We start from the raw sequence: 19,889 nt of genomic DNA on the forward strand, positions 1-19,889 counted from the left end.
ACGCATATAAATGAAATTGATAGCATGCTGCTTCGTGTATATCAGGTACTACTCTACCTTATCCAACCTCTGATCTGGCTCCGTTTGCTATGGCGTAGCCGCAAAGCGCCTGCCTATCGTAAACGCTGGGCTGAACGCTACGGTTTCTGCGCCGGAAAAGTGGTGCCGGGCGGTATTATGTTGCATTCAGTTTCCGTTGGCGAAACCCTGGCCGCAATCCCGTTAGTTCGAGCGCTGCGTCACCGTTATCCCTACCTGCCGATTACCGTCACCACCATGACACCAACCGGCTCTGAGCGTGTGCAATCCGCCTTTGGTAAAGATGTTCACCACGTCTATCTCCCTTATGACTTGCCGGGTTCCATACGCCGTTTTCTCAAGCAGGTTGAGCCTAAGCTGGTGATCATCATGGAGACCGAACTTTGGCCAAACCTGATCAATGGGCTGTATCAACGCCAAATCCCGTTGGTCATCGCCAATGCTCGCCTTTCTGCACGCTCCGCAGCAGGCTATAAAAAAATTGGCGGATTTATTCAAGATATCCTGCAGCATATTACCTTGATTGCTGCTCAAAATCATGAGGATGGTGAGCGCTTTCTTGCCCTAGGCTTAAAACGCTCTCAACTGGCTATCACCGGTAGCCTGAAATTCGATATCTCGGTGACACCAGAACTTGCCGCGCGGGCCATTACGCTACGCCGCCAATGGGCACCACGCCGTCCGGTGTGGATCGCCACCAGCACGCATGAGGGTGAAGAAACCTTGTTGCTCGAGGCTCACCGCAGGTTATTGATCACCTACCCGAACTTATTACTGATTTTGGTACCACGCCATCCAGAACGCTTCCCTACCGCTAAGGCACTGGCACAAAAAGCGGGTTTTAGCTATATCACTCGTAGCAGTGGTGAGATCCCCTCCGGTAGTACGCAGGTGGTGATTGGCGATACCATGGGGGAGTTGATGCTGCTGTATGGCATTGCCGATTTGGCTTTTGTTGGTGGCAGCCTGGTGGAACGTGGGGGGCATAATCCCTTGGAGGCTGCTGCGCATGCCATTCCCGTCCTGATGGGGCCGCATACCTTCAACTTCAAAGATATCTGTGCCAAGCTCACCGAAGCGGGGGGACTTATCACGGTCAATGATGTCGATGCTCTGGTAAAAGAAGTGGCGACATTACTGACTGATGAAGATTACCGCCATTACTATGGCCGTCATGCCGTTGAGGTGTTGTATCAGAATCAGGGAGCACTGCAGCATCTGCTGCAATTGCTGCAACCCTATCTGCCGCCACGGAGTCACTAGATGAGCGACCGTAAACGTCTTTCGGTTGTGATGATCGCTAAAAACGAAGCCGAGCTGTTGCCTGAGTGTCTGCAATCGGTCTCTTGGGCTGATGAAATCATCGTTCTCGATTCCGGCAGTACAGACGGTTCTGTCGCCTTGGCGGAAAGCCTGGGGGCTAAAGTATTTACGCATACCGAGTGGCAAGGTTTTGGCAAGCAACGCCAAAAAGCGCAAAGCTATGCCACCCAGGATTACATTCTGATGATCGACGCCGATGAGCGTGTCACACCAGAGCTACGCCAATCAATTGAACAAGCGCTGGTAACTGCAGAAGACAACGTGGTTTACAGCCTTGGGCGCCGCAATCTGTTCCTTGGCCGCTTTATGCGCCATAGTGGTTGGTATCCGGATCGGGTCAATCGGTTGTATGCCAACGCCCATTATCGTTACAACGATGATTTAGTTCACGAGTCACTCAATACGGCGGGCGCCAAAATTGTGCCATTAAAAGGTGATTTGCTACACCTGACCTGCCGCGACTTTTTTGCTTTTCAGCGTAAACAACTGCATTACGCCGAACAGTGGGCTGCCCAGCGCCATCAGGCCGGTAAACGTTGTGGTTACCTGTCGATCCTTACCCACACCTTGGGAGCCTTCTGCAAAACCTGGTTGCTACGGGCTGGTTTTCTTGATGGTAAACAAGGCTTGCTGTTAGCCATGGTCAACGCGCAATATACTTTCAATAAATATGCCGCACTGTGGGCATTGGGACGTAACGTTACCCAATAACCCTCAAGATACAGCCATGCTGCTTCTTGAAGGTCGTTAGGTCTATTCAGAGAATATGAGTGATGAGCAGCAAAGCAATCTATCCTGGCACTTTCGATCCCATGACCAATGGTCATCTGGATTTAGTCACCCGCGCCTCAAAGATGTTTGATCACATCATCTTGGCTATTGCCGCCAGTTCGAGCAAAAAACCTCTGTTTACGCTGGAAGAGCGCGTAGCCTTGGCTACACAGGTGACCGCACATCTGGAGAATGTTGAAGTACAGGGCTTCAGTGAACTGATGGCACACTTTGCCGCCCATCAGAATGCCAATATTCTGGTACGTGGCCTGCGCGCCGTGTCTGATTTTGAATATGAATTACAGTTGGCAAATATGAATCGCCACCTGATGCCACAGCTTGAAAGCGTCTTTTTGATGCCATCGGAACAGTGGTCATTCATCTCTTCAACACTGGTGAAAGAAGTCGCTCGCCATGGCGGTGATATCACCGCCTTTCTGCCTGATGTCGTTGCCAAGGCATTAATGGAAAAACTCGCCAAACAGTAATCAATGCTGGCAGTTGCGGCAAAAAAAGGTGCTGCGCTGCCCGTGTTTTGTACTATCAATCAAGGTGCCACAGACGCGGCAGGGCTCTCCTGCTCGGCCGTAAACCTGCAGTTGTTGCGCAAAATACCCAGGTTTGCCATCTGATTGCAGAAAATCACGCAATGTCGTGCCACCTTGTTTAATGGATTGTAGTAAAACCGCCTTGATGGTTGCTGCCAACAACTCTGCCTCTGCTTGGCTTAATGACCCGGCCTGACGACCCGGCAGGATCCCCGCACTGAACAGTGACTCACTGGCATAGATATTACCCACCCCAACCACCAGTTTGTTATCCATCAACCAAGGCTTAATCAATGTGCGTTTGTCGCGGGATTTCTGGTAGAGATAAGTACCATTGAACGTTTCGCTCAACGGCTCTGGGCCAAGATGAGCTAACACCGAGCTCTGCGCAAGGTCTGCACACCACAGCCAAGCACCAAAACGGCGCGGATCGGTATAACGCAGGATCATGCCATTACTCATCACCAGATCAACATGATCATGCTTACCGGCTTCAGTCTCCTCTGTCAGCATGCGCAAACTGCCAGACATGCCTAAGTGAACAATAATCCAGCCATCATCTAACTCAATCAGCAAGTATTTAGCACGGCGTTGCACGCTACGTACCAACCGATCACTCAATGACAGGATCTGTTCTGAAACCGGCCAACGCAGGCGAGAATTACGTACCACCGCATACTGAATGTGGTGACCAACAAGATAAGGCTCAATGCCACGGCGGCTGGTTTCGACTTCAGGTAATTCAGGCATACCAGGCTCCTTCTCTGCTTTTGTTACTCCAAGCTATAAGGGATATCGGCGACAACAACTTGGCTTACTGAGTGATACAACGAAAAAAACCCGGCCTAGACCGGGTTTTTATTATAATCCACTAAAATTATTTAATTTTAGCTTCTTTGTAGAGCACGTGTTGACGGACAACTGGATCGAATTTCTTCAGTTCCAATTTTTCCGGCTTAGTACGCTTGTTCTTCGTAGTGGTATAGAAGTGACCAGTACCAGCAGAAGAAACCAGCTTGATCTTCTCGCGAACACCTTTAGCCATGATTCAGTTCCTTAATACTTCTCACCACGGGCACGTAGATCGGCCAAAACCGTCTCAATACCCTTCTTATCAATAACACGCATACCTTTAGCAGATACACGCAGAGTGACAAAGCGCTTCTCAGCCTCAACCCAAAAACGGTGTGAGTGCAGGTTAGGCAGAAAACGGCGTTTAGTCGCGTTCATTGCGTGGGAACGGTTGTTACCGCTCACCGGGCGCTTGCCAGTAACTTGGCAGACTCGGGACATGTCTATTCTCCAAAAATCAAATCAGCTCGAGCTCAAAGGGGTATGGCCGCCTCGTCAGGCTTTTAGAGCCCATCTCAGCAAACTTCATACTGAGGAGACTCTCGTCATCAGGTCAGAAACCACACATCAGGTCAGAAACCTGCTGAGATAGGCTCTTAACGCCAAACCCAAGATTCTCAAAGGTGGCGTAGTATACGCTCTGAAGCGTAAGTGCTCAAGTCCCGAACAAATAAAGATCCCACAAGGATCGCGAAAAAGTGACTTAAAGCCATCCACGCTCAGCAAAAGAGACGCATTCTCCCCGGCCAATCACCACATGATCGAGCACTCGGATCTCCAATAATCGGCAAGCATTGACCACTTGCTCGGTTATTGAACGGTCAGCGTGGCTAGGTTCCGCCTTACCCGATGGGTGATTATGCGCCAAAATGATGGCCGCTGCATTAGCCTTCAACGCTTCACGCACAATTTCTCTTGGGTGCACGACGACACTATTAATGGTACCAGCAAACATCTCCTGATGGCGAATCACCCGGTGTTGATTATCCAAAAAAAGCACTAAAAAAACCTCCCGTTCGTGATGAGCCAGCAAACTATGCAAATAATGCTGGGTAATTTTCGGATTGAGTAGAGCATTCTCCAACAGATGGGGGCCAGAAAATAACCGGAAAGCCAATTCAGAAATCGCCTGTAGCTGTGTATACGTCGCTATCCCTAACCCTTTCTGGCTGCAAAATTGTTGGTAATCAGCCGAAATAAGGTGATACAGCGAGCCAAAATGTGCCAATAACTGTTCAGCACGTTGTGAAACATGCACGCCTGGTGAACCTGTTCGTAAAAAAATTGCCAACAACTCGATGTCAGACAGCGCCGCCGCACCATCACGCATCAGTTTCTCTCTGGGCGCCAGAGCCCCTGGCCATATAGACATATCTTGACTACTCATCGCCTCCTCCCTGCAAGCCACAGAGTATGCCTCGAGAGATTTTGGACAGCGACAGGTGCTTGATAACATTGCGATGCATAGCGAAAACCACCATGCAACTGGCTGCATACACAGCAGAATCGCGCTCCCTGGCAGTGGTTATGCTAATATGCTGCATCTTTAGATTTTCAATCGGACAATCATGATGACGGGACTTTCCGGTAAACATATTGTGCTGGGTATCAGTGGCGGTATCGCTGCTTACAAATGCCCAGAGTTGGTACGGCGACTGCGCGACAGGGGGGCAGAGGTACGGGTGGTAATGACCACCGCCGCCAAAGCATTTATTACCCCACTGACACTGCAAGCAGTTTCCGGCTACCCGGTTTCCGACGATCTCCTCGACCCTGCGGCGGAAGCTGCCATGGGACATATCGAATTAGGTAAATGGGCTGATTTGGTGATCCTGGCTCCGGCCACCGCTGATTTGCTGGCTCGTATCACCGCCGGTATGGCTAACGATTTGTTAACCACCGTCTGCTTGGCAACCGATGCCCCCATCGCCGCAGCCCCGGCCATGAACCAGCAAATGTATCGCGCAACCGCCACCCAAGCGAATCTGCAAACCTTGCAAGCCCGTGGTTTGCTATTATGGGGGCCGGATTGTGGCAGCCAGGCTTGTGGCGACGTTGGGCCTGGGCGCATGTTGGACCCTCTGCAGATCATTGAACTGGCAGAGAGCTATTTTTCTGCGACACAAGATCTGAAACAATTAAAAATTATGATTACCGCGGGTCCTACTCGCGAGGCGCTGGACCCGGTGCGCTTTATCAGCAACCACAGCTCCGGCAAAATGGGCTTTGCCATCGCCCATGCTGCTGCTGCTCGTGGGGCACAAGTGACGTTAGTGGCTGGGCCGGTAAGCCTGCCAACGCCCCCTGGCATAACTCGTGTGGATATCATCAGTGCACTGGAAATGGAGCAAGCAGTAAAGCAACAGGTCGAACAACAAGATATTTTTATTGCCTGTGCCGCCGTCGCTGACTATCGGGCAGAGCAGGTTGCCAATGAAAAAATCAAAAAACAGGGTGATACCATCACCCTTAAAATGGTAAAAAATCCCGACATCGTTGCGGGTGTTGCCCTGATGAACAAAAATCGACCTTTTGTCGTCGGGTTTGCGGCAGAAACCCAGAATGTGGAAGAATACGCCCGGCAAAAACTGGCGCGTAAAAAACTGGATTTAATCTGCGCTAACAATGTATCGCTTGCAGAGCATGGTTTTAATAGTGATACCAATGCACTGCATCTTTTTTGGCAAGATGGAGAAAAACGCCTCGCCCATAGTGACAAGGCATCCCTTGGCCAACGTTTAATAGACGAGATAATCAGCCGTTATGATGAAAAAAATCGACGTTAAGATCCTCGACCCACGTATCGGTCAAGATTTCCCATTACCGACCTATGCTACCCCAGGCTCTGCTGGTCTTGATCTGCGCGCCTGTCTGGACAGTGCTGTCGAGTTGGCACCCGGCGAAACCACTTTACTCCCTACCGGTCTGGCGATTCATATTGCCGATACCGGTCTTGCCGCAGTGATCCTGCCGCGCTCGGGTCTGGGCCATAAGCATGGGGTGGTACTCGGCAATCTGGTTGGCTTGATCGATTCCGATTACCAAGGCCAATTAATGGTGTCGGTATGGAACCGTGGCCAGAAATCTTTCACCATTGAACCCGGTGAACGCATCGCACAAATGGTGTTTGTGCCAGTTGTACAAGCGGAGTTCAATCTGGTGACTGAGTTTGATAGCAGCGAGCGTGGAGCCGGTGGTTTCGGCCATTCGGGACGCCAATAGGGTTGCTCTATCTTAAGATGATCACTGAAAACCTTGCTGCCCAAAAGAGGAAGACATCTCTATGGCAAGGTTTACCCGACAATAAAATACCGAGTACCCGGTCACACGCAGAATCATTGTCGGAGAAACTTTTGGCTTATATCCAGGTTGATTCAAATTGCCCGACAGCAGTTTGAAAGACGGTGGGTGTCGGCTGTTTTAGCAAGGGTCTTATTACACATGGCAGAAAAAGAAAATACCAAAAGGAATCGGCGCGAGGACATACTGCAGGCGTTAGCCCAGATGCTGGAATCCAGCGATGGCAGCCAGCGTATCACCACAGCCAAGCTTGCCGCGAACGTAGGTGTCTCTGAGGCAGCCCTTTACCGGCACTTCCCTAGCAAGACACGAATGTTTGATAGCCTGATCGAGTTTATTGAAGACACCCTGATAACGCGCATCAATCTGATCCTGCAGGATGAAAAAGAGACACTCAACCGTCTGCGCCTGATTATGCTACTCCTACTTGGGTTTGCTGAGCGCAATCCAGGCCTGACACGTATCATCACCGGGCATGCACTGATGTTTGAGCAAGATCGCCTGCAAGGTAGGATCAACCAGTTGTTTGAACGTATTGAAGCACAGCTACGTCAGGTGCTGAAGGAACGTAAACTGCGTGAAGGGAAAGGCTTTAACGTTGATGAAACGTTGCTGGCCAGCCAATTATTGGCATTTTGCGAAGGGCTATTTTCACGCTATATCCGGTCTGAATTCCGCTACAGTCCAACACAGGATTTCGATGCCCGCTGGCCACTCCTGGCAGCACAGTTGCAATAATCTTTTGAAGTAGCGCTACTTAAATAGTGATGAATGAGGTGCCGGGGTTAACCCGGCATCACTCTTTATACTCCGTACTGTTCGCGATACGCCCGCACCGCTGCCAAATGTTCAGCCATCTCCGGTTTCTCTTCCAGATAAGCAATCAGCTCCTTGAGCGTAATAATTGAGATCACTTTACAGTGATAATCGCGCTCTACTTCCTGAATTGCCGAAACATCAGCACGGCCGCGCTCTTGACGATCAAGGGAGATCAACACCCCAGCCAAAGTGGCATGATGAGCCTGGATAATCTCCATTGACTCACGAATCGCCGTCCCTGCGGTGATCACATCATCCACCAGCATCACCCGCCCTTGCAGTGGACTCCCCACCAAAGTGCCACCTTCGCCATGATCCTTGGCCTCTTTACGGTTAAAGCAATAAGGCATATCTCGGTCATGATGTTCCGCCAGTGCGACCGCGGTGGTCGTAGCAATGGGAATGCCCTTATAGGCTGGGCCAAACAGCAGATCAAAATCAATACCAGAATCCACCAAGGCTTCAGCATAGAAACGCCCTAATAACGCCAGATCGCGCCCGGTATTAAACAGGCCAGCATTAAAAAAATAAGGGCTGGTACGTCCCGATTTCAAGGTGAACTCACCGAATTTCAGTACCTGTTTGCTAAGCGCGAATTCAATAAACTGGCGCTGATAGGCTTTCATGACTCACTTTCCTCGTCTGAACTGTAATGTTTATGCTGTGGTTGCAAATTTAAGTTGTAAAAAAGGCGACTTCGTCGCCTTTGAAAAATTATTCTGCCAACGCCGCTTTCTGCGCTTGAAAGATGGTTTCGATACCCCCACGGGCCAATGCCAGCAAGGCCAGCAACTCATCATGGTTGAACGGCTCACCTTCGGCGGTACCCTGCACCTCGATCATGCGGCCATCTTCCATCATCACCACATTCATGTCGGTTTCTGCTGCAGAATCTTCAACATATTCCAGGTCGCATAACGCTTCACCATTAACGATGCCCACCGAAACTGCCGCCACCAAACCTTTCATCGGGTTGGTTTTCAATTTCCCTGCAGCAACCAACGCATTCAGCGCATCGGCCAGGGCCACACAGGCACCTGAAATTGAAGCGGTACGGGTGCCACCATCGGCTTGCAATACGTCGCAGTCCAAAGTAATGGTGAATTCACCGAGTTTTTTCAGATCGACAGCAGCCCGTAGTGAACGTGCAATCAGGCGCTGAATTTCCAACGTGCGCCCACCTTGTTTTCCTTTCGCTGCTTCGCGCGCATTACGGCTATGGGTAGAACGCGGTAACATACCGTATTCAGCGGTCACCCACCCTTGCCCCTGACCTTTCAGGAAGCGTGGAACGCCCTCTTCGACGGTGGCGGTGCACAAAACTTTGGTATCGCCAAACTCGACCAGCACTGAACCTTCAGCGTGTTTGGTGTAGTGACGGGTCATTGTCAGGGGGCGAATTTGTTGTGGTGCTCTGCCTGCAGGACGCATGGGCTGTTTTCTCCGGCTTCTTATCAACAATTTGAGGCGTATTATACGAGCTTCGTGACGTTATGCCTATCCTGCCCTCAGGTGCAACGCTATAATCAACGCATCTTTAGCTATTACAGGGTAAGCAACAATGATCCGCAGTATGACCGCCTATGCCCGGCGTGAAATCAAGGGCGAATGGGGTAGTGCAGCCTGGGAGCTACGCTCTGTTAACCAGCGCTACCTTGAAACCTATATCCGCTTGCCGGAACAATTCCGTAGCCTTGAGCCGGTGATCCGCGATCGTATCCGTGGCCGCCTGACTCGTGGCAAAGTGGAATGTAACCTACGTTTCGAACTCGACCCAAGTGCGCAGAGCTCGATGATCCTGAACGAAAAGCTGGCCAAACAACTGGTTGAAGCCGCCAACTGGGTGAAAATGCAAAGCGATGAAGGGGAGATAGACCCCATCGATGTATTACGCTGGCCAGGTGTTATGTCCGCAGAGGAACAAGATCTGGATGTCATCAGTGAAGAGCTGATGCAGTTACTGGAAAATACGCTCGACGATTTTATTACGGCACGCGAAAGCGAAGGTAGTGCACTGAAAGGCATGATCGAACAGCGGCTGGAGGGCGTAAACACTGAAGTGGCAAAAGTACGCACCCAGATGCCCAATATCCTGCAATGGCAACGTGAACGGCTGGTCAGTAAGCTGGAAGAAGCGCAAGTGCAATTAGAAAACACACGTCTTGAGCAAGAACTGGTGCTAATGGCACAACGCATTGACGTTGCAGAAGAGCTGGACCGTCTGGAAGCGCACGTCAAAGAGACGTTCAATATCCTGAAGAAAAAAGAAGCGGTGGGCCGCCGTCTCGACTTTATGATGCAAGAATTCAATCGTGAAGCGAATACCTTGGCCTCAAAATCAATCAATGCGGAGGTCACAGCCTCAGCCATTGAACTAAAGGTATTGATTGAGCAAATGCGTGAGCAAATCCAGAATATCGAGTAATCATTCAGGAAGCATCAACAAGCCGCATAAATCCAGAAAGCCCGCCAAACAGCGGGCTTTTTTGTTGTTATGAGCTAGCATAAAGAAGCAAGAAAGCACACTATTGCCATGTACCTCGCTTTGCCCCTCAAAAATTGGTCGAGATCGCCTTAAAATGAGTTTGGCCTGATGACTTGAACCAGCCTTGGCAAGATGTATCAATTTACCAGGCAATTCGTGACGGTATGGATCTTGCCTCATATCGGAGTTTTATTCTGTAAAATGACCATGGCCACGGCGAGTCGATAACAAAAAACTCTGAGAGGTGGTATCGATGCGAAAGAATCGGCGTGAAAAGGCTGCGCAGCACACGGCAACGATTACCGGCACAATCACCAACACACCCAGGCGCATAAAGACACGAATGGGCCGAGTTATGGCCGCCGCCACAGTTCTGGTGGAGTCGGACAAGCCCAACCCGTACCCGATGCAGGTAATCGGCTTTGTCTGTTGGCGCTGGGATTGATGATCCACCGGCGGAGTTAACGGTTATTAGATAACGGTGCATACAGCTTCTCCGTCAAGAGTTTCCTACTCTAATGAACTCCACCAATCTCATAACGGATAAGGAACAATTGATCACGGATAGGCTTAACGTCATAACGGATTGTAGATCACTCGCCTTCTTACCACACAAGGCTACCCACTTAAAAAACTGTTCAAACATACAGTTATATTTTTAATTTGGCGTTTTAATGATCCTTCCTGGACTTTCTTATCACTTAAACTAGGGTAAGATACGACCAATTTATACCCACAATACTCACATGGAGGTACAGTGTTCCGGATATCTGATCTGACAGATCTGCGTGCGCTATCTGAATCCTCAGAGCTGGAGTTTAAATTGGCTCAAGGGAAAGATGGTAGAGGCAAGTTGCCGGATGACTTCTGGCCAACTTATAGCGCCATGGCAAATTGTCGCGGTGGATATGTTGTTTTAGGTATTCGTGAAAAGAAAGGTGAGTTCACTGTTGCGGGTATTCCGGATGTTAATACCGTCAAAAAGCAGCTCTTTGACCTTGCAGGCAGCAAGAAAAAGGTAAACGTTAATCTTCTTACTGATCAGCTTGTTCAAACTGTCAAATTAGACGGCAAAGAGATACTTGTCATTGAGGTACCGATTGCAAGACGTGAGCAAAAACCAGTCTATTTAAACAATCAACCAATAACAGAAACATGGTTCAGAATGCATGAAGGTGACCATCGTTGTTCTGAAGAACAAGTTCGCAGGATGATGGCTGAACAGATTGAGAGTTCTAGAGATGACAAGATATTACCAGGCTTTGATATTGCTGATATCGAAATGGAAAGCCTCAACGCTTATAAGAGATTGTTATCTACAGCAAAACCTCAACACCCTTGGTTAGAGTTAGAGCTTTTTGATTTTTTGAAAAAAATAGGCGGATGGAGAAGGGATCGTCAATCTGGTGAGGAGGGTATGACTTTTGCCGGAATTCTTATGTTTGGTACTTGGCAAGCCATACAGGACGCTGCCCCTAACTATTTCATTGATTATCAAGAACGCCCAGAAGCCAAGACAGAACAACGATGGATTGATCGAATATGTCCAGATGGTACATGGTCGGGAAATGTTTTCGATTTTTATCGTAGAACGTACAGAAAACTCACTACTGAGCTTAAAATTCCATTCAATATTAAGCAGGGAATAAGGCTTGATGAAACACTCATTCATGTAGCCCTACGGGAGGCCCTTGTAAATACCCTGGTACATGCAGATTTCACCGGTAGAGCTTCAATTTTAGTGGTCAAACGTCCTGATATGTTCGGTTTTCGAAACCCTGGACTAATGAGAATACCACCAGAAATAGCGATCAAAGGTGGAGAGAGTGATTGCCGTAACAGACGTATGCACCAAATGTTTTTGAACATAGGGGCGGGGGAAAGAGCAGGCTCAGGTATTCCTAAAATTTATAGTGGATGGCAATCAGCAAACTGGAGAATCCCTAAGCTCTATGAAAAAACAGAACCTACAGAACAAACAGTGCTCGAACTTTCAACGGCAAGCCTGATACCAACAGAAACCTTTGATCTTTTGCAGGCATTATTTGGAGTAGCCTTTAATACTCTTGATGATTTTGAACGAATGATCGTAACCACTGCGGCCATTGAGGGATGGGTCAACCACCAGAGAGCATGCCAACTCACAAGCAAACACCCGAGAGATGTAACTCTAACCCTACCACGTTTGGAGGCTAAAGGATTTTTAGTTTCCAGTGGCGAACGCCGGGACAAGTCGTATAGCTTGCCGGGAATGGAGCCACTATCCCCCGAGGATGTATTTCCCAATGCGTTAAGAGCAGAAGCCAACTTAACGCATAGTAGCGATAGCTTAACGCATAGCGGCATAAACTCCACGTATAGTGGTGACCGCTTAACGCATAGAGAGAAAAACCGAGATCCTTCGGGACGACTTGTAAGTCCCTTGCTCGACAAACCCTTTGTTGATGAACTTGATATCCTTGCTCCCGCCTTTAAACAACAATTAGAGCATATTGCAAAATTAACCAGGGAGAAAAAAAGGTTATCTACCGAAGAAATACGCAATGTCATTAAAGCACTATGCAGCGAGCATTTCATGGCCATATCCGTACTGAGTCAGCTTATCAACAGAACTGCGCAAAACATCAGGCAAAGCCACTTGAAAACAATGGTTGAAGAAAATGAGTTGCGATTGGCATTTCCGAATAAACCAAACTCACCAAAGCAGGGTTATACAATCAAGTAATCTGCATGGGCTTCAGGTGTAGCTTCTTTGAGTTAGTGCAGATAGCCAAGCAGTAAGAGCGATAATCACGTAATAAGTATCGACTAAAACTCTGCTGCGCTGAGTGAAAAACAAGCAACTTAAACGAGCACTCCGTTTTACCGTGTACACAAGGGTGTACACAATAGAAAATCACATAATAAGAAACTCAGTATCCACAAGGCTTTAAATCCGATACTCAATGAATAGATTCAACCATTCAGGAAGCATCAACAAGCCGCAAAAAACCAGAGGGCCCGGGTAACAGCGGACTTTTTTATTGTTATGGAGCAGCATCAGGCAGCAAGAATACGCAATGTTTACGTAAGATTGTCGGATGAGTACGCACCACCAGCCATTTGAGCAATTCAAACAATAGGATGACAATGGCATTGAGTTTTGGTCCGTGACCTATCCAACATCCTGGATTACTCAGAATACCGACACTTTGCTCGAGTGTTAGAACGCGCAAAAGAAGCTTGTTTAAACAGCGGTCATTCTGTCGGAGACCATTTCGAGAATGTCCTCGCAATGGTCAAAATTAGCTCAGAGGCATTGAGCTTAAAGACGTTAAGCTCTCCAGATACCTTGCTATCTTGTCGTGCAGAATGGTGATCCAAGCAAGCCTGTTATCGCTGCCGGTCAAACCTACTCAATGGGGAATAAACAAGAAGGCCCTGCCAAGTTTCCATACATAAATCGACAAGAAACCCGTTAACTCGCTACTACGATTTTTGCTCACCCAGTGGCGAGAGCCTGGACGGTTGTTTAGCACCAATGCCAGCCAGTAGTTCGGTAAGCGATAACACCATGGTGGAACGTACCATCTGTTGATAGCGCTGGTGTTGCATGGCAATCAACGACTCATCCGCTTCACTCGGCTGTAAAAAGGTGGGTACTGGGGGGAATTCACTCACACAGTGCAGTTCACCAAAGGGCCCCAGGATTTCATCATCAATAAAGCGATATTCAGTACCATCATGATTCAACTCTTCGCGCATTGCCATCAGCAACTCGGCATCTTCATATTCATGCCGTGAAATAACCCCCAGGCCATACATCAGTTTAAGGCGAACTGAGAGTTCACCAAGCGGGCCAGCACCAGACAATAGGGGTTCGACGGCATACTTCACCGCATAATCGTCTTTACGAAATACCTGCACCACTAATACGTTCAGCGCTTCGGCTAACAACTCGACCGCTGCGATCAGAAAGCTACGTACCGTTTTGCCAGCATTCAGTTTTTCCAATACTTTGTTTTCAAATGCCTTTGTGTCAATCATCGTCACTTTTCGAACAGCATTAGGGGTGCCCTTTCTTGGCGGAAATCAATATATGCAGGGCAAAAAAATTTGCCCTGCATCCTAACCGTTATCCGTGAAGTAAGGGAGTGTTTATTGACACCGATTTATTGCGCCATGGAATTTACTGCGACTGCATGGTGTTATACGCAGCCACCGCCTCTTCCACCACCTTGCTGTCAGCCGGTAAACCAGAAATTTGTATCAGTGCCGCTTTTGGCCCCAATTTTTCCAGCAATTCTACCAGCTCTTTGGCCTGCGGGTCTTGTTCACTGCGGTAACTCATGGCGGCCGCAATCCCTTTTATCAGGTTGCCATGTGGCAAATCGTATTCCAATGTTCCCAACAATGGCTTAATCAAGCGGTCGCCTGCACTGAGTTTACGCAGTGGCTGGCGCCCAACACGCTCAACATCATCATGCAGATAGGGGTTTTCAAAGCGAGAGAGGATTTTGTTGATATAAGCGGCATGTTTATCCGCATCAAAGCCATAACGCTTGATCAACACCGCACCACTCTCTTCCATCGCCCCTCGTACCACCTGACGAACTTGTGGGTCGAGAATCGCATCACGAATTGTCAGTAAGTTGGCACGCTGCCCCAGATAAGCCGTGATTGCATGGCCAGTATTAAGAGTGAACAACTTGCGTTCGACGAACGCCATCAGGTTGTCAGTCAACTCCATACCCGCAATAGCAGGCGGGGGCCCCTTGAACTGAGTCTGATCCACAATCCATTCGCTGAACGTTTCCACGGTAACTTCCAGCGGATCGCTGCTGTTGGCTTCTGCGGGTGGCACGATACGGTCTACGGCAGAATCCACAAACCCGACATGCTGTTCAACCCAAACCTGCTCATCCTGCGGCAATACGTCGAAAACAGAGAGCTTGAGCTGGCTGGTGCCGCGCACCATATTTTCACAAGCAATGATATTGAGTGGCTGGGTGTTTCCTTGTTGATGGCGTTTAATCAACCCCTTGGCAATAGTCCCGGCGATTTTAGCCAAGACCTGTGGGCCAACTGCTGTTGTCACAATATCCGCCTCAGCAATCAAATCCACCGCCTGCTCACTGCCGCTGTTAACCGCACTGACATTATTCACTTGTTCAATACGTGATTCATCACCTACCACGTGTACCTGGTAGCTTTTACGTTGGTTCAGTTCATCCAGCAACGTCTGGTTAACGTCAGCAAAAGTCAGTTCGGCATGAGCATCAGCCAGTAACTTGCCGATGAACCCACGGCCGATATTACCCGCGCCGAAGTGTAATGCTTTCATAGTTCTACCTTTGTTAATATCGAAGGGTGCACCCGGTGCACCCTTTAAAACAGTGCTGTGATATTAGCTCTTCTTACTACCAAGTAGTTCCAAAACTTCTTGGACGCTTACCGTATTAGCTAACCGCTCAATAACCGTTTCATCATCCAATGCATTGGTTAGACAAGTAATCACCTGAATATGCTCATTATTACGGGCTGCAATACCAATCACCAGACGGGCAACCTCATCCTCACCGTCACCAAAACGCACGCCTTGCGGATATTGGCAGAACACCACGCCAGTACGCAGTACGCGATCTTTCGCTTCGATGGTGCCATGTGGTACGGCAATCGACTCTCCCAAGTAGGTAGAAGTGAGCTTTTCACGCTCCAGCATCGCCTCTACGTATTCAGGTTCCACATAGCCGCCCTTCACCAATTGCTCACCAGCAAAGCGAATTGCCTGCTGTTTGTCGCTAGCCTGTAGACCGAGGAACACATTATTTTCACTCAATTTAAACAGGTTCTTTTCGCTGGCTTCAAAGCTGTCATCCAACGTTGAAATCACTTTCTGTTCTGTTTCGCTGGTTTTGTGAGCGGCTAGCAGGCGTGCGGTCAAATCACTGTATAACTGACTGTCCAGGAAATTGGTTAATGAAATATGCTGTGCTTGTGGTGCATGACGCATGGCACGTTCCGTCAAATCACGGTGGGTAATCACCAGATCGACATCTTCCGGCAAACTGTTGATCGCGCAATTGGTAACAGAGATATTTTTCAGTCCTGCATCTGTCACTTTCTTACGCAGAACACCCGCCCCCATCGCACTGGAACCCATACCCGCATCACAAGCCACAATAATTTTACGCACGGTACTCAGGTCACCATCTACCGCTCCATTAGGCGCTTTAGCCCCTTTGGATTGCGCCTTCATCTCCTGCATACGACGGGTGGCTTGTTCCAGACCCTCTTCCTCTTTAACTTTCGACGTTTTCAGCAGGAAAGAAGAAACCAGGAAGGAGACCAGGAAAGCAGCGAAGATGGCAGCCAAATTGGCGAAATAGGCCCCTTTTGGCGTCATTGCCAATACGGCCAGAATCGACCCTGGGGAAGCCGGCGATACCAGACCCCCATTCAATACCGTCAGCGTGAATACGCCTGTCATACCACCCAGAATCACCGCCAGCAGCAGGCGTGGATTCATCAGTACATAAGGGAAGTAAATTTCATGGATACCACCCAGGAAGTGGATGATAGCGGCACCACCAGCAGACTGTTTGGCACTACCACGGCCAAAGAACATATAAGCCATCAAGACTCCCATACCTGGGCCCGGGTTGGCTTCAATCAGGAAGAAGATAGACTTGCCAGCCTCTGAGGCTTGCTGAATACCCAGCGGCGAGAAGATACCGTGGTTGATGGCGTTGTTCAGGAACAGAATTTTTGCTGGTTCAACAAAGATCGAGGTCAATGGCAGCAGGTTATTAACCACCATGACATGTACACCCGCCGCCAGAATTTTGGAGAGCGCTTCGACCAATGGCCCAATCCCCATAAAGGAGATAAGTGCCAGCAGCATACCGATGATACCGGCGGAGAAGTTGTTCACCAACATCTCAAAACCACTTTTGATCTTGCCATCTACCCAGCGGTCAAAATGCTTAATCGCCCAACCACCCAGCGGACCCGCGATCATGGCACCGAGGAACATCGGGATATCAGCACCCACCACGACACCCATGGTGGTAATTGCACCAACCACACCACCACGATCGCCACCCACCAATTTACCGCCGGTATAACCGATCAACAGTGGCAACAGATAGGTGATCATTGGCCCAACCAGCTTGGCCAATGTCTCATTTGGCACCCAACCGGTAGGGATAAATAACGCGGTGATAATACCCCAGGCGATAAATGCGCCAATGTTGGGCATAACCATATTGCTTAGGAAACGGCCAAAGTTTTGCACTTTAACCTTGATATCTGGTGAAAACATAAAACACCCCCCTATTGCTACGCGCTGACAATAAGAGCGCGCATTCATTGTTGTCATATCCAGCCGTGTTGCTGCTGTTTGCGAAATGGACTCTACCACGCTCCTCTGACTACGCGAACCCCACCCAAGAAACGTGATTAAAATCACAAAACAGAGGGGGTTAACCCAGTGGATTTAGTGATTGAAATCACAATTACTTTCGATATTAGAAATAATAGACACTGATAAAGCGTCACCGCCAGCCAATAACGTGATTAAAATCACGTTATTGTCCGAAGGGTTTGTTCTTAAATTGATACATTGATCACAATTTATTTTACGCACCACAAGCGAACCGCGCTCTTGAATGGGATCTTCCCTGCGGCACCCACTCTGCCAGAGAGCTGACCAGGCAAACTCAGCGACCCACATCTCTGGCTGACACTCAAAGCCATTTTTCATGCCGGCAAAAAGAAACACTGATCCACAAATCCAATTCTGGATCCTTTATAACCTGGACAATACGCTCACGAATCAAATCCAACTGGCTGATGCCGATATGTTCCATGCTTTCTGGCAGAACGACATAGATCTCCAAGAATAATCCGCGACCTATACGTGTTTCATAGTGGGAATATTTGATGAAGCCGTATTCACGGCTAAGTTGTTGCATTAACTCTTCCACCTTTTTATCCAATGCTGCAGGTGTCATCATCAGAACTTCTTTTATGGCATTAAAGATTATTTTGGCTGGCATTGGCATGACAAACAGGATCAGGACTGCCAGTATCATCGAATCCACATAGGGGACCAGATAGGCAAAGCGCGTGTCTTGTAAAAACCAGGCGAGGATAAAAGCGACAAAGATCGCGGCACTGATCGCTGTGGAGATCATCCAGCCCCGCACGTCCAACTCGACCAGTGGGGAAGATATCCCTTTGTTAGCGTTTTTTTGTTTCAAAAATATCGCAAAACAAATGACGGTGATACTAAAGGCATAGGCTATCGCCCACCCTAACTCAAAATGATTTCCCCCTCCCAAAAGACTTTGAATCGCGTTAATAAAAGCATACAGACAGAGTAACAACAGTAGGCTGCCGTTAAATACCAGAACCAAGGGTTCTACGTGCCAAAAACCGTATTGAAAACGGCGACTGCTCGGGTTTTGCCCGATTAGCCGTAATACGAATAACGCCAAGCCGGATAGGGTCGCATCCAATATGGCGTACATACCATCAAACATGATCGATCTTGAGCCGGTAATAAAACCGAAGGTGATACTCAAACAAGATATCCCAAGAGCACCATAAATTGAGCGCCTTAAAAGCTGTTGTTCACGTTGAGTACTGGGCACGATAATGACCTCCAACTGACCGAATGGCTCTGTTCCCGTATTTTACGGCGCTGTTGAATATACCCATCGTCAAACAAGTCGCCGGGGTATTCAAAAAGCCAGATGTTTTATCCTGCAAGTTAATTGAACTTGGCCATAGTTATGCTTCGACCGCGCGTTTTCGGCCCGATAACTGAAGTGTAGTATAGAGATCAGGGTACGGAAGGATGACAAGGCGTTGAAAAAAGGGGGACACTATACTCAGGTACATTCAAACTACAGCCTGAAAGCCGCTCGAATGTACCTGGATAGTCAATGTACCTGGATAGTTTTGCTTACTGCATCACTGCCTGCACCGTTTTCTGTGCATTGAGCCAATCCTGCTGCTTAGCCACCAGATTGGACATCATGGTGTTGTACTGCGCCACCTGCTGCTGAGTACGGAACTGTACACCGCCATTATTGAAACTCACCTGATTACCCTGAGCCTGCAAGAAATCCCCAACTAGCACCAGTTCCTGAACAAAACTGCTGGTGGTTGGGATCACTGGCATCAAGCTATTGCTTGGTGTGGTAACAATCTTGTCATACACCTGGCTATACACCGCTTTCAAATCATCGGGTTGCTTCAACGCGGCACGGGCGCTATCCGCCTGTAACTTCGCTGACTGTATCTGTTGACCCAACAGGTTCAATGCACCCAACGATTGCTGCAAGGTATCGCGCTTAGCGATATAGTCTTGTGCGGTGCGAATTTGATTAATCTGTTCCAGTGCTGGTGTCAGACTTGCCTCAACCGATTTCGACAATTGCTGAGAAAAACCCACCAGAATGGCGTAATCACTCACATAAGTGCCAAATTTCTGTTTTTGGTCTTCACTCAACGTTGGAATGTGTACACCGCTACGCATCACCGTATTATGTAAATAATCAATAAACGCTTTACGCTGTTCTGGCTCTTTATCGCCGCAGGCGGTCAGTTGTATCACGACCAACAATGCAAATACCGGTGCCAACCAACGCGAAAAGCCTCTGCTTTGGATCCCTACCGCCATGTGACATAACTCCCGTTATTAATGTCTCTTTTATCTGGCTCCATGCCTTATGTTGCACTCCATTGCAGATAAGAATAGATCA

Annotated in this window: 19 protein-coding genes; 8 read left to right on the forward strand and 11 right to left on the reverse strand. The window is 48.6% G+C overall.

The annotated features are described in order from the left end of the window. Positions 1-24 precede the first annotated feature (24 nt). The 3 genes from waaA (at position 25) to coaD (ending at position 2,621) form a co-directional block, all read left to right on the forward strand. The gene (waaA, locus tag ACX9GV_RS17845; protein WP_023490035.1) at positions 25-1,302 is read left to right on the forward strand and encodes a lipid IV(A) 3-deoxy-D-manno-octulosonic acid transferase; all 1,278 of its coding nucleotides are present in this window, start codon (positions 25-27) and stop codon (positions 1,300-1,302) included. Then, the gene (locus tag ACX9GV_RS17850) at positions 1,303-2,073 is read left to right on the forward strand and encodes a glycosyltransferase family 2 protein (RefSeq protein WP_473196416.1); all 771 of its coding nucleotides are present in this window, start codon (positions 1,303-1,305) and stop codon (positions 2,071-2,073) included. Between the two features lie 62 nt (positions 2,074-2,135). Continuing rightward, positions 2,136-2,621 (forward strand): pantetheine-phosphate adenylyltransferase, encoded by a 486-nt coding sequence (coaD, locus tag ACX9GV_RS17855; RefSeq protein WP_473196417.1) that lies wholly within the window; start codon positions 2,136-2,138, stop codon positions 2,619-2,621. Here the strand turns inward: coaD and mutM are convergent, their stop codons facing one another. The 4 genes from mutM to radC all read right to left on the reverse strand — a co-directional run bounded on the left by mutM (position 2,622) and on the right by radC (position 4,905). Then, on the reverse strand, positions 2,622-3,431 hold the full coding sequence (mutM, locus tag ACX9GV_RS17860) for a bifunctional DNA-formamidopyrimidine glycosylase/DNA-(apurinic or apyrimidinic site) lyase (protein ID WP_023490032.1): 810 nt from the start codon (positions 3,429-3,431) through the stop codon (positions 2,622-2,624). It abuts the gene before it with no gap. Positions 3,432-3,558: 127 nt separating this feature from the next. After that, the gene (gene rpmG, locus ACX9GV_RS17865; protein ID WP_002208990.1) at positions 3,559-3,726 is read right to left on the reverse strand and encodes a 50S ribosomal protein L33; all 168 of its coding nucleotides are present in this window, start codon (positions 3,724-3,726) and stop codon (positions 3,559-3,561) included. 11 nt (positions 3,727-3,737) lie between these two features. Then, positions 3,738-3,974: a 50S ribosomal protein L28 gene (gene rpmB / locus ACX9GV_RS17870; RefSeq protein WP_004931195.1), complete on the reverse strand. Its 237-nt coding sequence runs from the start codon at positions 3,972-3,974 to the stop codon at positions 3,738-3,740. 262 nt (positions 3,975-4,236) lie between these two features. Continuing rightward, positions 4,237-4,905: a RadC family protein gene (radC, locus tag ACX9GV_RS17875; RefSeq protein WP_200874164.1), complete on the reverse strand. Its 669-nt coding sequence runs from the start codon at positions 4,903-4,905 to the stop codon at positions 4,237-4,239. A 196-nt stretch (positions 4,906-5,101) separates the two neighbouring features. Here radC and coaBC point away from each other — a divergent pair, with 196 nt between their 5' ends. The 3 genes from coaBC to slmA all read left to right on the forward strand — a co-directional run bounded on the left by coaBC (position 5,102) and on the right by slmA (position 7,571). Beyond that, entirely contained in the window at positions 5,102-6,319 is a 1,218-nt protein-coding gene (gene coaBC / locus ACX9GV_RS17880) for a bifunctional phosphopantothenoylcysteine decarboxylase/phosphopantothenate--cysteine ligase CoaBC (protein WP_473196418.1), read from the forward strand. Next, the gene (gene dut, locus ACX9GV_RS17885) at positions 6,297-6,755 is read left to right on the forward strand and encodes a dUTP diphosphatase (RefSeq protein ID WP_023490029.1); all 459 of its coding nucleotides are present in this window, start codon (positions 6,297-6,299) and stop codon (positions 6,753-6,755) included. Before coaBC ends, dut begins: the two co-directional genes overlap by 23 nt. Before the next feature lie 219 nt (positions 6,756-6,974). After that, positions 6,975-7,571, forward strand: coding sequence for a nucleoid occlusion factor SlmA (slmA, locus tag ACX9GV_RS17890; RefSeq protein WP_023490028.1), 597 nt, complete (start codon positions 6,975-6,977; stop codon positions 7,569-7,571). Between the two features lie 65 nt (positions 7,572-7,636). On the opposite strand, the gene pyrE is transcribed toward slmA, so the two are convergent. Together pyrE and rph are read right to left on the reverse strand one after the other, a co-directional pair. Then, positions 7,637-8,278 (reverse strand): orotate phosphoribosyltransferase, encoded by a 642-nt coding sequence (gene pyrE, locus ACX9GV_RS17895; protein ID WP_023490027.1) that lies wholly within the window; start codon positions 8,276-8,278, stop codon positions 7,637-7,639. An 88-nt stretch (positions 8,279-8,366) separates the two neighbouring features. After that, on the reverse strand, positions 8,367-9,083 hold the full coding sequence (gene rph, locus ACX9GV_RS17900; RefSeq protein WP_023490026.1) for a ribonuclease PH: 717 nt from the start codon (positions 9,081-9,083) through the stop codon (positions 8,367-8,369). A 130-nt stretch (positions 9,084-9,213) separates the two neighbouring features. On the opposite strand from rph, the gene ACX9GV_RS17905 reads away from it, so the two are divergent. Further along, entirely contained in the window at positions 9,214-10,077 is an 864-nt protein-coding gene (locus tag ACX9GV_RS17905; RefSeq protein WP_023490025.1) for a YicC/YloC family endoribonuclease, read from the forward strand. 817 nt (positions 10,078-10,894) lie between these two features. After that, on the forward strand, positions 10,895-12,862 hold the full coding sequence (locus tag ACX9GV_RS17910) for an RNA-binding domain-containing protein (RefSeq protein WP_473196419.1): 1,968 nt from the start codon (positions 10,895-10,897) through the stop codon (positions 12,860-12,862). A gap of 743 nt (positions 12,863-13,605) precedes the next feature. Here ACX9GV_RS17910 and ACX9GV_RS17915 read toward each other — a convergent pair. The 5 genes from ACX9GV_RS17915 to ACX9GV_RS17935 form a co-directional block, all read right to left on the reverse strand. After that, positions 13,606-14,163, reverse strand: coding sequence for an MltR family transcriptional regulator (locus ACX9GV_RS17915; protein WP_473196420.1), 558 nt, complete (start codon positions 14,161-14,163; stop codon positions 13,606-13,608). 142 nt (positions 14,164-14,305) lie between these two features. Then, the gene (locus ACX9GV_RS17920) at positions 14,306-15,460 is read right to left on the reverse strand and encodes a mannitol-1-phosphate 5-dehydrogenase (RefSeq protein ID WP_473196421.1); all 1,155 of its coding nucleotides are present in this window, start codon (positions 15,458-15,460) and stop codon (positions 14,306-14,308) included. Positions 15,461-15,523: 63 nt separating this feature from the next. Next, on the reverse strand, positions 15,524-17,440 hold the full coding sequence (locus ACX9GV_RS17925) for a PTS mannitol transporter subunit IICBA (RefSeq protein ID WP_473196422.1): 1,917 nt from the start codon (positions 17,438-17,440) through the stop codon (positions 15,524-15,526). Positions 17,441-17,864: 424 nt separating this feature from the next. Further along, the gene (locus ACX9GV_RS17930; protein ID WP_037384984.1) at positions 17,865-18,776 is read right to left on the reverse strand and encodes a cation diffusion facilitator family transporter; all 912 of its coding nucleotides are present in this window, start codon (positions 18,774-18,776) and stop codon (positions 17,865-17,867) included. Between the two features lie 311 nt (positions 18,777-19,087). After that, positions 19,088-19,807, reverse strand: coding sequence for a DUF3053 domain-containing protein (locus ACX9GV_RS17935; protein ID WP_473196423.1), 720 nt, complete (start codon positions 19,805-19,807; stop codon positions 19,088-19,090). Between the last annotated feature and the right edge of the window lie 82 nt (positions 19,808-19,889).

This window comes from Serratia sp. 25CWL12 (genome assembly GCF_055790885.1).